This window comes from Micromonospora pallida, assembly GCF_900090325.1.
Classification (GTDB): Bacteria; Actinomycetota; Actinomycetes; order Mycobacteriales; family Micromonosporaceae; genus Micromonospora; species Micromonospora pallida.
The window spans coordinates 2,518,529-2,533,196 of record NZ_FMHW01000002.1 but is presented as its reverse complement, the minus strand read 5'-3'; the positions used below and the strand labels follow the sequence as shown (position 1 = coordinate 2,533,196).

The following is a 14,668-nucleotide window of genomic DNA, read 5'->3' as shown; positions in this document are numbered from 1 at the left end:
GCCCCGGATTTCTGATCCCGATACGGAGTGGCCCGATGCCCACTGAGGAAGAGTTCCTCGACTACCTCCGGCGCGCCACGACCGACCTGCGCGAGGCGCGGCGGCGGGTGCGCGAGGTGGAGGCGAAGGACCGCGAGCCGATGGCCATCGTCGGCATGGCCTGCCGGTTCCCCGGCGGGGTCCGTGGCCCCAACGACCTGTGGGACCTCGTCGCCGAGGGCAGGGAGGGGCTGGGCGACTTCCCGACCGACCGCGGCTGGGACCTGGAGCGGCTGTTCCACGTCGACCCCGACAACCCCGGCACCTCGTACACCGACAAGGGCGGCTTCCTCTACGACGCCACCGGGTTCGACCCGGGCTTCTTCGGTATCTCGCCGCGCGAGGCCCTGGCGATGGACCCGCAGCAGCGGCTGCTGCTGGAGAGTGCGTGGGAGGCGTTCGAGTCCGCCGGCCTGGACCCGCAACGGCTGCGTGGCAGCCGCACCGGCGTGTTCGCCGGGGTGATGTACCACGACTACGCCTCCCGGGTGCTGGACCTGCCCGAGGGCGTCGAGGGGTACATCGGCACCGGCAACTCCGGCAGCCTCGTCTCCGGCCGGGTCGCCTACACGTACGGCCTCGAGGGGCCGGCGGTCACCGTCGACACCGCGTGCTCGTCGTCGCTGGTCGCCGTGCACCTGGCGGTACAGGCCCTGCGCCAGCGTGACTGCGACTTCGCCCTGGCCGGCGGGGTGACCGTGCTGTCCACCCCGGGTGTCTTCGCCGAGTTCTCCCGGCAGCGCGGTCTCGCCTCCGACGGGCGGTGCAAGTCGTTCGCCGCCGCCGCCGACGGCACCGGCTGGGCCGAGGGCGTGGGCGTGCTGCTGCTCCAGCGGCTCTCCGACGCCCAACGCGACGGCCGGCGCGTCTACGCGGTGATCCGGGGCAGCGCGGTCAACCAGGACGGCGCGAGCAGTGGCCTGACCACCCCCAACGGCCCCAGCCAGGAACGGGTGATCCGGCAGGCCCTCGCGAACGCCCGGCTCGCTCCCGCCGACGTGGACGCCGTCGAGGCGCATGGCACCGGCACCACCCTCGGTGACCCGATCGAGGCGCAGGCCCTGCTCACCACGTACGGGCAGGACCGGGCCGGGGCGGAGCCGCTCTGGCTCGGCTCGGTCAAGTCCAACCTCGGCCACACCCAGGCCGCCGCCGGGGTCGCCGGCCTGATCAAGATGGTGATGGCGATCCGGCACGGCGTGCTGCCGGCCACCCTGCACGTCGACGAGCCGTCGCCGCACATCCACTGGTCGGCCGGGGCGGTGTCACTGCTCACCCAGGCCCGCTCCTGGCCCGAGGCGGATCGCCCGCGCCGAGCGGGCGTGTCGTCGTTCGGCATCTCCGGCACCAACGCCCACGTCATCGTCGAACAGGCCCCCGCCGTCGAGGAACCCGAGCCGCCAGCGGACGTCGTCGTGCCGCCGCTGGTTCCCGTCCTGCTTTCCGCCCGCAGCCCGGAGTCCCTGGCCGCCCAGGCCGGCCGCTGGGCCGACCACCTCGCCGCCGACCTCTCCGTCCGCCCGGTCGACGTCGCCGTCTCCTCGCGTGCCCGCGCCGGCCTGGACCGGCGGGCCGTGGTGCTCGCCGGGGACCGCGCCGCCCTGCTCGCCGGGCTGCGTGCCCTCGCCGACGGCGAGCCGACCGCCTCGGTGGTCACCGGCACCGCCATGCCCCGCGGTCGGGTCGCGTTCCTCTTCTCCGGGCAGGGCGCCCAGCGCGCCGGGATGGGCCGGCAGCTCGCCGAGGCGTACCCCGTCTTCGCCGCTGCCCTCGACGAGGCCTGCGCCGCGCTCGACCCGCACCTGCCCCGGCCGCTGCGCGAGGTGATGTTCGCCGAGGCCGACACGCCCGAGGCCGAGCTGCTGCACCAGACCGTCTTCACCCAGCCCGGCCTGTTCGCCGTCGAGGTGGCCATGTTCCGGCTGGCCGGATCCTTCGGCCTCGTCCCCGACTTCCTGGTCGGCCACTCCATCGGCGAGCTGGCCGCCGCGTACGTCGCCGGGGTGCTCTCCCTCGCCGACGCCGCCACGCTGGTCGCCGCCCGGGGACGGCTCATGCAGGCCCTGCCGGCCGGCGGGGCGATGCTCGCCGTCGCCGCCGACGAGGCGAGCGTGGTCGAGTCGCTGACCGGCGTCACCGGCCGGGTCGGCGTCGCCGCCGTCAACGGCCCCACCGCCGTCGTCGTCTCCGGCGACGCCGAGGCGATCGACGAGCTGGCCGCGTACTGGTCCGGCCGGGGCACCCCCACCCACCGGTTGCGGGTCAGCCACGCCTTCCACAGCGAACTGATGGACCCGATGCTCGCCGAGTTCGCGGCCGTCGCCGCGGGGCTCACCTTCCGGCCGCCCACCGTGCCGATCGTGTCGAACCTGACCGGCCAGATCGCGTCGGCAGAGCAGTTGGGCAGCCCCGGGTACTGGGTACGGCACGTGCGGGAGGCCGTCCGCTTCGCCGACGCCGTCGACCGGCTCGCCGAGGCCGGCGTGGGCACGTACGTCGAGCTGGGCCCCAACGGTGTGCTCACCGCGATGGCCCAGAGCTGCCTCTCCGACCCGGCGGCCGTGCTCGTGCCGCTGGCCCGCAAGGACCGGTCCGAGCCCCGTGCCCTGCTGGAGGCCCTGGGCCGCCTGCACGCCGACGGCCTGCACGTCGACTGGGACGCCCTGCTCGCCGGCTCCGGCGCCCGCCGGGTCGACCTGCCCACGTACGCGTTCCAGCACGAGCGGTACTGGCTGGAGCCGGCCGGCCGGATCGCCGACGTCTCCGGTGCCGGCCTCGGTGCGGCCGGGCATCCGCTGCTCGGCGCGGCTGTCTCCGTGGCCGGCGAGGACATGGTGCTGCTCACCGGCCGGCTGTCCCTGGCCACCCATCCGTGGCTGGCCGACCACGCCGTCTCCGGTGTCGTGGTGCTGCCGGGCACCGCGCTGGTCGAGCTGGTGGTGCGGGCCGGCGACGAGGTCGGCGCGTCCCGGGTACGGGAGCTGACCATCGCCGCGCCGCTGACCCTGCCCGAGGCCGGCGGCGTCCGGGTGCAGGTGCGGGTCGGTGTGGCCGACGACGCGGGCGTCCGAACCGTGGCCGTGCACACCCAGGCCGAGGACGACCCCGACGCCGGTTGGGTAAGGCACGCCGAGGGTGTGCTGGAGCCCGCCGCCGACGAGCCCGACTTCGGTGTGTGGCCGCCCGTCGCGGCCACCGAGGTGGATCTGACCGGATGGTACGACGCCCTCGCCGGGCGCGGTCTCGCGTACGGGCCGGCGTTCCGAGGGCTACGCGGGCTGTGGACCGGCGACGGCGAGGTGTACGCCGAGGTCGTCCTGCCCGAGGAGGCGACGGAACACGCGACCGCGTTCGGGGTGCACCCGGCGCTGCTGGACGCTGCCCTGCACCCGGTCGGACTGCTGATCGCCGGGGAGGAAGGCGGACCCCGGGTGCCGTTCGCGTTCGAGGGCGTGCAGGTGTACGCGTCCGGGGCGGCGGCGCTGCGGGTGCGGCTGACCCGCGACGGCTCCACGGTACGGCTGGTCGCCGTCGATGCTGCCGGCGCGCCGGTGGTGTCGGTGGACTCCCTCGTCCTGCGGGAGATGACCGGCCTGACCGCCCCGGGCGTCGCGACCCGCTCCCTGTTCGAGGTCGCCTGGCAGGCCGAGGACGTCCTGACCGTCGAGGACCTGGCCGGTTGGGTGCTGCTCGCCGGCCCGGCCCGGCCCGGCCCGGCCGAGCTGCCCGCCTTCGCGGACGTGGCGGCGGTCCTGGCCGCCGTCGACGCGGGGCAGGAGCCGCCGCGCGCCCTCGTGCTGTCGGTGGTCGGTCGGTCCGACGTCGATCCGCCCGAGGCGGTGCGCGCCGCCACCGCCCACGTGCTCGGTGTGGTCCAGGAGTGGCTGGCCGCCGAGGCGCTGGCCGACTCCCGGCTGCTGGTCCTCACGGCGGGCGCGGTCGCCACCCGGGACGACGACCCCGTCACGGACCTGGCCGGTGCCGCCGTGTGGGGGCTGCTGCGCTCCGCGCAGTCCGAGCACCCGGACCGCCTCGTCCTGGCCGACCTGGACCGGGATCCCGACGCGGCCACCCTCGCCGTACTGGCAGGTGTCGTGGACGACCCCGCCGGCACCGGCGGGCAGGTGGCACTGCGCGGCAGTGGGGTGCTGACCCCGCGGCTGGTCCGCGCCGTAGCCCCGGCTGCCGGGGACCGGGGCGGCGACGAGACCGGACCGGCCCTCGGCGAGGGCACCGTCCTGGTCACCGGCGGCACCGGCGCGCTCGGCGCCCTCGTGGCTGAGCACCTGGTCACCGCGTACGGTGCGCGGTCGCTGCTGCTCGTGTCCCGGCAGGGCCCCGATGCCCCCGGCGCGGGCGAGCTCACCGCGCGGCTGACCGGCCTGGGTGCCCGCGTCGAGGTCGTCGCCGCCGACGTCGCCGACCGGGACAGGGTCGCCGCGCTGGTCGCGGGCGTCTCCGGCCGGTTGGCCGGCGTGGTGCACACGGCCGGTGTGCTCGACGACGGGGTGGTCTCGGCGACCAGCCCGGAGCGGCTGGCCGGGGTGTTGGCGCCGAAGGCGACCGCCGCCTGGTGGCTGCACGAGGCCACCCGGGACCGGGACCTCGATCTGTTCGTGCTCTTCTCGTCGGTCGCCGGGGTGCTCGGCTCGCCCGGGCAGGCCGCGTACTCGGCGGCGAACATGGTGCTCGACGCCCTTGCGGCGTACCGTCGGCAGGCCGGGTTGCCGGCGGTCAGCCTGGCGTGGGGCATGTGGGACACCGACGGCATGGCCGCCACCGTCAGCGACACGGACCGGGCCCGGTCCACCCGGGCCGGCATCACCCCGATGAGCGCCCCCACCGCCCTGGAGTTGTTCGACGCTGCCCTCGCCGCCGCGCGGCCGGCCCTGGTACCGGCCGTGATCGACGTGTCGGCGATGCGGGCGCAGGTCGTCGCCGGCCGGGTGCCGTCGATGCTGCGGGTGCTGCTCGGCGCGGTCACCGCCCGCCGGCAGGCCGGCAGGGGCAACTGGGCCGAGCGGGTCGCCGGGTTGGAACCGCAGGATGCCCGCGACCAGGTCGACGTCCTCGTGCGCGGCCTCGTCGCGCAGGTCCTCGGCCACGGCGGAGCCGACGCGGTACCCGCAGACCGGGCGTTTCGGGAATTGGGCTTCGACTCGCTGACCGCGGTGGACCTGCGCAACCGGATCAACGCCGCCACCGGGCTGCGGCTGGCCTCGACGCTGGTCTTCGACTATCCGACCCCGCAGATCCTCGCGGGACAGGTGTACGCGGAGCTGGCCGGTGGCCGGTCCGCCAGGGGCACGCGTGCCGACGTGGCGAGCGCCGCCGGCCGGGACGAGCCGATCGCGATCGTCGGCATGGCCTGCCGGTTCCCCGGCGGGGCGGACAACCCCGACCAGCTGTGGGAGCTGCTGGCCACCGGTGGGGACGGTATCGGGGAGTTCCCCGCCGACCGGGGCTGGGACCTTGACACCCTGTTCGATCCGGACCCGGACAACAGCGGCACCTCCTACACCCGGCACGGCGGCTTCCTGTACGGCGCCGCCGAGTTCGACCCGGGCTTCTTCGGTATCTCGCCGCGCGAGGCCCTGGCGATGGACCCGCAGCAGCGGCTGCTGCTGGAGAGCTCGTGGGAGGCGTTCGAGTCCGCCGGCCTCGACCCGCACCGGCTGCGCGGCAGCCGTACGGGCGTCTTCGCCGGTGTCATGTACCACGACTACGCCTCCCGGCTGATGGACCTGCCGGCCGAGGTGGAGGGCTACATCGGCACCGGCACCTCCGGCAGCGTCCTGTCCGGACGGATCGCGTACACCCTCGGCCTTGAAGGCCCGGCCGTCACCGTCGACACCGCCTGCTCGTCCTCGTTGGTGGCGTTGCACCTGGCGGCACAGGCGCTGCGGTCGGGGGAGTGCGACTACGCGCTGGCCGGCGGTGTGACCGTGATGGCGACGCCCGGCACGTTCGTCGAGTTCTCCCGGCAGCGCGGCCTGTCTCCCGATGGCCGATGCAAGGCGTTCGCCGGGGGCGCCGACGGTACGGGCTGGGGTGAGGGTGTGGGCATGCTGCTCGTGCAGCGCCTCTCCGACGCCCAGCGGGCCGGCCGGCGGATCTACGCCGTCGTGCGCGGCACGGCCGTCAACCAGGACGGCGCGTCGAACGGCCTGACCGCCCCGAACGGGCCGTCGCAGCAGCGGGTGATCCGCCAGGCACTGGCCAACGCGCGGCTGACCACGGCGGACGTGGACGCGGTCGAGGCCCACGGCACCGGCACCACCCTGGGCGACCCGATCGAGGCGCAGGCCCTGCTGGCCACCTACGGGCAGGACCGGCCGGCCGACCGGCCGCTGCTGCTCGGCTCGGTCAAGTCGAACATCGGCCACACCCAGGCCGCCGCAGGCGTCGCCGGGGTGATCAAGATGGTGCAGGCGATGCGGCACGGCCTGGTGCCGCCGACCCTGCACGTGGACGAGCCGTCCCCGCACGTCGACTGGACCGCCGGCGCGGTCGCCCTCGCCACCGAGCCGACGCCCTGGCCGGCGGTCGGCCGGCCCCGCCGGGCCGCGATCTCCTCCTTCGGCATCAGCGGCACCAACGCCCACGTCGTCCTGGAGCAGGCGCCCGACCCGACCGGAGCCAGGTCCCAGCCCGGTGCCGTCGACGATGCCGGGCTCGTCCCGCTCGTGCTGTCCGCCACCGACCCTGCCGCGCTGCGGGAGCAGGCCGTCCGGCTACGCGCGCACCTCGCTGCGCACCCGGAGATCGACCCGGCGGTGGTGGCGTACGCCCTCGCCACCACCCGGTCCTCGTTCCCGCACCGGGCCGTCGTGCTCGGCCCGGAGCGAGCCGATCTGGTGAAGGGCCTCACCGCCCTGATCGACGGTGACTCCGCCGCCACGGTGGTGACCGGCACGGCTCTCCGCAACGCCGCCCCCGTCTTTGTCTTCTCCGGCCAGGGCTCCCAGTGGTCCGGGATGGTCGTGGAGCTGTTGGACACCTCCCCGGTGTTCGCCGCGTCCGTCGCCGAGTGCGAGGGCGCCCTCGCGCCCTGGGTGGACTGGTCGCTGGCCGACGTGCTGCGCGGCGTCGAGAACACCCCGCCGCTGGTCGACCCGGGCGTGGTGCAGCCCGCTCTGTGGGCGGTGACGGTCTCCCTGGCTCGGCTGTGGCGTTCGCTCGGCGTACGCCCAGCCGGGGTGGTCGGGCACTCGCAGGGCGAGATCGCCGCCGCCTGTGTGGCCGGCGCGCTCTCCCTGACGGACGGTGCCAGGATCGTCGCCCTCTGCGCGGCCGACGGCGTGCGGACCCCTCCCGTCGCCGTCGACCACGCCTCCCACCCGCCGCGGGTCGAGGCCGTCGCCCAGCGGCTGCTGGACAGCCTCGACGGGATCACCGCCCGCCCCGCCGAAGTGCCGTTCTACAGCGCCACCGGCGAGCGGACCACCACCGCTCTCGACGCCGGCTACTGGTACCGCAACCTGCGTGAGACGGTGAACTTCGAGCACGCCGTCCACAACCTGCTCGCCGACGGTCACCGGGTCTTCCTGGAGATCAGCCCGCACCCGGTGCTCAGCGTCGACATGCGGGAGACGATCGACGCCAGCGAGCATGAGGCGGCTGTGGTCGACTCGCTGCATCGCGGCGCGGGCAGCTGGTTGCGGCTGTTCACCGCCCTGGCCGAGCTGCACGTGCGTGGGGTGGACGTCGACTGGAACGCCGTCTGCGGGGTACGTACCGGCCCAGCCGCGCCGCTGCCCACCTACGCCTTTCACCGCCAGCGGTACTGGCCGGAGGCGCCCGTGCGGACCGGCCCGGCGGCGACCGCCGAGGACCCGGTCGACCGGCAGTTCTGGGACGCCGTCGAGCGCGCCGACGCCACGGCGCTCGCCGCCGCCATGCGCGTCGACGAGGCCGGGACCCGCGCGCTCGGTGATGCGCTCCCCATCCTCTCCTCGTGGCGTCGACGACGGCGCGACGAGAACACCGTGGACGGCTGGCGCTACCGGGTTCAGTGGAACCCCCTGCCCGCGGTGTCGGCGACCTCGCTCGGCGGCACGTGGCTGCTCGTCGCGCCCACCGCGTACGCCGACCACCCGCTGGTCGGGCAGGTCGCCGAGGCCCTCGGCGAGGCCGGGGCCGACGTGCTTCCCCTGACCGTCGCCGACCCCGACCGTCGGGCGCTCGCCGCGCAACTCGCCGCGACCGGCACCGACGCCGTCACCGGCGTGCTGTCCCTGCTCGCACTCGACGAGACCGACCATCCCGACCGGCCGGTCGTCCCCGTGGGCCTCGCCGGCACCCTTGCCCTGGTGCAGGCTCTCGGCGACGTCGGGATCACCGCCCCGCTCTGGTGCGTCACCAGCGGCGCCGTCTCCGCCGGCCGCGCCGACCCGCTCGACCATCCCCGGCAGGCCCTGGTCTGGGGCCTGGGCCGGGTTGCCGCCCTCGAGCACGCCGACCGCTGGGGCGGGCTGATCGACCTGCCGTCCCCACTGGACTGGCGCTCGCGCGGCCGGCTGGCCGCCGTGCTCGCCGGAGTCGGACATGAGGACCAGGTCGCCGTGCGCGCCTCCGGCCTGTTCGTCCGCCGGCTCGTGCGCGCCGGTGCGGAAGCCGCCCGCGAGGCCGCCGGCTGGCGGCCCTCGGGCACCGCCCTGATCACCGGCGGCCTCGGCGCGATCGGCGCGCACGTGGCCCGCTGGCTGGCCCGCGACGGCGCGTCCCACCTGGTGCTGACCAGCAGGCAGGGCCCTGCGGCGGCCGGCGCCGCCGAACTGGAGGCCGAAGTGACCGCGCTCGGCGCGACCGTCACCATCGCCGCCTGCGACGTGGCCGACCCGGTCTCGCTGCGTGCCCTCATCGACCGGCTCGCCGACGACGGGGTCCGCATCGACGCGGTGTTCCACGCCGCCGGGGTGGCCCCCGCCGGCCTGCTCGCCGACACCGACCTCGCCACGCTCGCCGACGGCCTGCACGCCAAGGTCGCCGGCGCGGTCAACCTCGACGCGTTCCTCGGCGACGTGGGCGCGTTCGTGCTCTTCTCCTCGGGCGCGGGTGTCTGGGGCGGCGGCCTCCAGGGCAGTTACGCCGCCGGGAACGCCTTCGTCGACGCCCTCGCCGAGGACCGGCGCCGCCGGGGCCTGGCCGCCACGGCGGTGGCCTGGGGCGCATGGGACGGTGCCGGCCTGCTGGAGACCGAGGGCGCTGCCGACCAGATGTTCCGCTCCGGCGTCCGCCCGATGCGCCCCGACCTGGCAGTTTCCGTGCTGGCTCACGCACTCGCCCACGACGAGACCACCCTCACCGTCGCCGACATCGCCTGGGACCGGTTCCACCAGACCTTCGCGATGACCCGCCCCCGGCCGTTGATCGAGGACATTCCCGAGGTCGCCCGGATCACCGACGCCGCCCGGGCCCGGGACGACGAGACGCCGGTCCAGGCGTCTCCGCTGCGCGGCCGGCTCGCCAGCCTCGCCGAGCCGGAACGCCGTCGCACCTTGCTGGAACTGGTCCGGGTGCAGGCAGCGGCCGTGCTCAGACACGACTCAGCCACGGCCATCGGCGCCGACCGACCGTTCCGGGAGATCGGCTTCGATTCGCTCAGCGCCGTGGAACTGCGCAATCGGCTCGGTGAGGCCGTCGGACTGCGGCTGCCCGCCACCCTGGTCTTCGACCAGCCCACACCGGCGCTGCTCGCCGGCTGGCTCGCCGACCGCATCCTCGGCGTCACCGAGCAGGTCGACGCCCCCACGCAGGCCGTCGCCGCCCTCGGCGAACCCATCGCCATCGTCGCGATGAGCTGCCGTTACCCGGGCGGGGTGGCCAGCCCCGAGGACCTGTGGCGGCTGGTCGCCGAGGGCCGCGACGCGATCGCCGGGTTCCCGGCCGACCGGGGCTGGGACCTGGACGCCATCTACGACCCCGACCCCGACACCCCCGGCACCTCGTACGTGCGGGAGGGCGGTTTCGTCTCCGACGTCGGCGGGTTCGACGCCGGCCTGTTCGGCATCTCCCCCCGCGAGGCGTTGGTGATGGACCCGCAGCAGCGGCTGCTGCTGGAGACCGGGTGGGAGTTGTTCGAGCGGGCCGGCATCGCCCCCGCCGACATGCGGGACAGCAGCACCGGCGTCTTCGTCGGCACCAACGGCCAGGACTACGCGACCCTGCTGATGGCCGCGAAGGCCGAGACCGAGGGCTACCAGTCCACCGGCAACGTGGCGGCGGTGCTCTCCGGCCGGCTCTCCTACACCTTCGGCCTGCAGGGGCCGGCGGTCAGCGTCGACACCGCCTGTTCGTCGTCGCTGGTCGCCCTGCACCTGGCCGTGCAGTCGCTGCGGGCCGGCGAGTGCGAGATGGCGGTCGCCGGTGGGGTGACCGTGATGGCCACCCCCGGCCCGTTCCTGGAGTTCGCCCGGCAGCGCGGTCTCGCCTCCGACGGGCGGTGCAAGTCGTTCGCCGGAGCCGCTGACGGCACTGGCTGGGGCGAGGGCGCCGGCCTGCTGCTCCTCCAGCGGCTCTCCGACGCGCAGCGGGACGGCCGGCGGATCCTCGCCGTGGTCCGCGGCTCCGCCACCAACCAGGACGGCGCGTCCAACGGGCTCACCGCCCCCAACGGCCCCGCCCAGCAGCGGGTCATCCGGCAGGCCCTGGCCAACGCCCGGCTCACCCCCGCCGACGTCGACGCCGTCGACGGCCACGGCACCGGCACCCGGCTCGGCGACCCGATCGAGGCGCAGGCCCTGGTCGCCACGTACGGGCAGGACCGGCCCGCCGACCGGCCCCTGCTGCTCGGCTCGGTCAAGTCCAACCTCGGCCACACCCAGGCGGCGGCCGGAGTCTCCGGCGTCATCAAGATGGTGATGGCCCTCCAGCACGACCTGCTCCCGCCCACCCTGCACCTCGACGAGCCGACCCCGCACGTCGACTGGTCCGAGGGAGCCGTCGCGCTGCTCGCCGAGCCCACCCCGTGGCCCGAGACGGACCGGCCGCGCCGCGCCGCCGTGTCGGCGTTCGGGGTGAGCGGCACCAACGCCCACGTCATCCTCGAACAGGCCCCCGAGCCCGACGCCGACGAGGAGCCGGAACCCGACACCGGACAGCCGCCGGCGCCGCCGCTGCTGCCCTGGATGGTCTCCGGCAACGACGAGGACGGGCTGCGCGCCCAGGCCGCGCGGCTGGCCGACTGGGCGGTGACCGGATCCGTCGACGACCCCGCCGTCGCCTTGGCGCTGGCCACCGGCCGGTCCCACCTGCGGCACCGGGCGGTGCTGTTGGCCGCCGACCGGGAGACGTACCTGGCCGGGCTGCGGGCGCTCGCCGTCGGGCAGGGCCACTCCGCCCTCACCCGGGACGTCGCCGAGCCCGGCGGCACCCTCGCCGTGCTCTTCTCCGGCCAGGGGGCACAGCACGCCGGGATGGGTCGCGAGCTGTACCACGCGTTCCCCGCCTTCGCCGAGGCCCTCGACGAGGCATGCCAGCACCTCGACGCCCACCTGCCCCGGCCGCTGAAGGACGTGCTGTTCGCCGCCGAGGGCGGCGCCGAGGCCGCGCTGCTCGACCAGACCGTCTTCACCCAGGCCGGCCTGTTCGCCGTCGAGGTTGCCCTGTACCGGCTGGTGGAGAGCTGGGGGATCAGACCCGACCTGGTGGCCGGGCACTCCGTCGGTGAACTCGCCGCCGCGCACGTGGCCGGGGTACTCACCCTCCCGGACGCGTGCGCCCTGGTCGGCAACCGGGGCCGGCTCATGCAGGCCCTGCCGGCCGGCGGCGGGATGCTCGCCGTCGCCGCGGGCGAGGTCGAGGTGCGCGACACCCTCACCCGGTACGTCGGGCGGGTGGCGGTCGCCGCCGTCAACGGGCCGGCCGCCGTGGTCGTCTCCGGCCACGGTGACGCGCTCGCCGAACTCGCCGACCACTTCACCGCCCTCGGGGTACGCGTCAAGCGGCTGACCGTCAGCCACGCGTTCCACAGCCCGCTGATGGAGCCGATGCTGGCCGAGTTCGCCGCCGTCGCCGCCACCGTCGCGTACGCCGCTCCGACGATCCCGTTGGTCTCCAACCTGACCGGCCGGGTCGCCGACCCCGACGAGATCAGCACCCCCGACTACTGGGTGCGGCACGTGCGGGAAGCCGTCCGGTTCGCCGACACCATCACCCACCTGCACTCCCTCGGAGTGGGCACCCTGTTGGAGGTTGGCCCGGACACCGTGCTCACCGCGCTGGCCACCGAGACCCTGCCCGACGACGGGCGCACCCTGGTCACCGGGGTGCAGCGCCCGGGCCGGGGCGAGGTCACGGCCCTGCTCGGCGCGCTGGCCCGGCTGCACTGCCACGGCGTACGCGTCGACTGGGCGGCGCTGCTGCCCCCCGTCGCCCCGGCCGCCCTGCCCACGTACGCCTTCCGGCACCAGCGGTTCTGGCCGGTCGGCGACGGCGCCGTGGTCGGCGCCGCCGCGCCGGTCGCTCCGGTCGCCGGAACCGTCGACGAGGCGTTCTGGCAGGCGGTGGCCGACGCCGACGGCGACGGGCTGGCCGCCCGCTTCGGCGTCGACCCGGACCAGCCGCTGCGCAACCAGCTCCCCACCCTCGCCCGGTGGCACCGGCAGCGACAGACCGACGCGCTGGTCGACGGCTGGCGCTACCGGATCACCTGGCCGCAGCGGAAGCTCACCGCCGGCCCCGCCACCGGTGACTGGCTGCTGGTCGTCCCGGACGGAACGGCCACGGACACCGCTGCCCGGACCGCCGCGCTGCTCGGCGAGCACGGCGGCGCCGTCCGCACCCTCGCCGTCGACCCGGCGGCGGTCACCCGGGTCGGACTGGCCGGGCTGCTGCCCTCGCCGGCCGGGACGCCCACCCGGATCGTGTCGCTGCTCGCCCTCGACGAGCGACCCCACCCGGACCACCCGGCGGTGCCCGCCGGTCTCACCGGCAACCTGGCCCTCGTCCAGGCCGTCACCGACGCCGCCCCGGCCGGCCCGCTCTGGCTGCTCACCCGGCAGGCCGTCAGCACCGGCCCGGGTGACCCGCTCGCCCACCCCGCCCAGGCCACCACCTGGGGCCTCGGCCTGGTCACCGCCCTGGAACACCCCGCCCACTGGGGTGGCCTGGTCGACCTGCCGGCCGAGCTGGACCCGGCTGTCGAGGGGCACCTGCTGCGGGCGCTGACCAACACCGACGCCGAGGACCAGCTCGCCGTCCGCCCTCTCGGGGTGCACCTGCGGCGGCTCGCCCGGGCCGCCCGGGGCGAGCTGCCCGACGCCCCGGCCTGGCAGCCGCCCGGCACGGTGCTCATCACCGGTGGCACCGGCGCCATCGGCCGGTACGCCGCCGTCTGGTTCGCCCGGCACGGCGCTCGCCGACTGATCCTGGTCAGCCGGCGCGGCGCGGACGCCCCGGGCGTCGCCGACACCCTGGCCGAGCTGGCCGACCTCGGCGTGCAGGCCCGTGCCGTCGCGTGCGACCTGGCCGACCCCGATGCCGTCGCCGCTCTCGTTGACGGGCTGCGCCGCGCCGGCGAGACGGTGAACGCCGTGGTGCACGCCGCCGGCGTCGGCCGGCTCAACCCGGTCAGCGTGGTCGACGTCGACGAACTCGCCGACGTGGTGGCCGGCAAGACCGCCGGAGCCCGGCACCTCGACGCGTTCCTCGACGCGGACGACCTCGAGCTGGTGGTCTACTTCTCCTCCATTGCCGCCGCGTGGGGGGTCGGCGACCACGGCGCGTACGCCGCTGGCAACGCCTTCCTCGACGCCTGGGCGCAGTCCCGGCCCGCCGGGCGGGCCCGGGTGGTGTCGGTCAACTGGGGACCGTGGGCCGGCGGCGGCATGGTGAGCGACGAGCACGCCGTGGCGATGAGCCGGCGCGGGGTCTCCCTGCTGGACCGGGAACCGGCGATGGCCGCCCTGCGGGCGGCGATCGAGGGCGACGGCACCGTGCTCACCGTCGCCGACGTCGACTGGTCCTGCTTCGCCCCGGTATTCGCCTCCGCCCGGCCCCGGCCGCTGATCAGCGACCTCCCCGAGGTCGCGGCGCTGCGTACCGGCCCCGATCCGGCCGCCGGCGGCGGCGACGAGGTTCTCACCGGTCTGCGCAAGCGGCTGGCCGACCTCACCGTCGCCGAACAGAACCGGCTGCTGACGGACCTCATCCGCACTGCCGCCGCCGAGGTCATCGGCCACGACAGCCCGTACTCCCTGGAAGCCGACCGGCCGTTCCGGGACCTCGGGTTCGACTCGCTGACCGCCGTGGAGCTGCGCGGCCGGCTGGCGAGGGCCACCGGCCTCAGCCCGGCCAGCTCGGTGGTGTTCGACTACCCGACCCCGCAGGCCCTCGCCGAGCACCTGCGCGCCGAACTGGTCAGCGAGGCGTCGGGGGAGGAACTGCCCACCGTCGAGGAACTGGACCGGCTGGAGGCCGCCCTCGTCGGACGCGAATCCGACGACCTCGGCCGGGTCCGGATCACCATGCGGCTGCACCGCCTCCTGGAACGGCTCGGCGCGACCGAGCGGGGTGCGGGGGAGCCCGCCGACGGGGGCGCCGACATGGCCGACCGGCTGCGGGAAGCCAGCAACCAGGAACTTTTCGATCTTCTTGACCGGGACCTCGGGCTTTCCTGAGTCACGCG

General features: G+C 75.6%; 1 protein-coding gene. It reads left to right on the top strand.

Annotation, left to right across the window (positions count from 1 at the left end; genetic code table 11):
* Positions 1-35 precede the first annotated feature (35 nt).
* Complete coding sequence (locus tag GA0074692_RS10600) at positions 36-14,660, top strand: type I polyketide synthase (RefSeq protein ID WP_091642595.1); 14,625 nt, start codon at positions 36-38, stop codon at positions 14,658-14,660.
* The last annotated feature ends 8 nt before the right edge of the window (positions 14,661-14,668 follow it).

What these genes read in the sequence shown, in the direction of transcription:
- GA0074692_RS10600 (WP_091642595.1), top strand. Translation starts at nt 36, where the DNA reads ATGCCCACTGAGGAAGAGTTCCTCGACTACCTCCGGCGCGCCACGACC.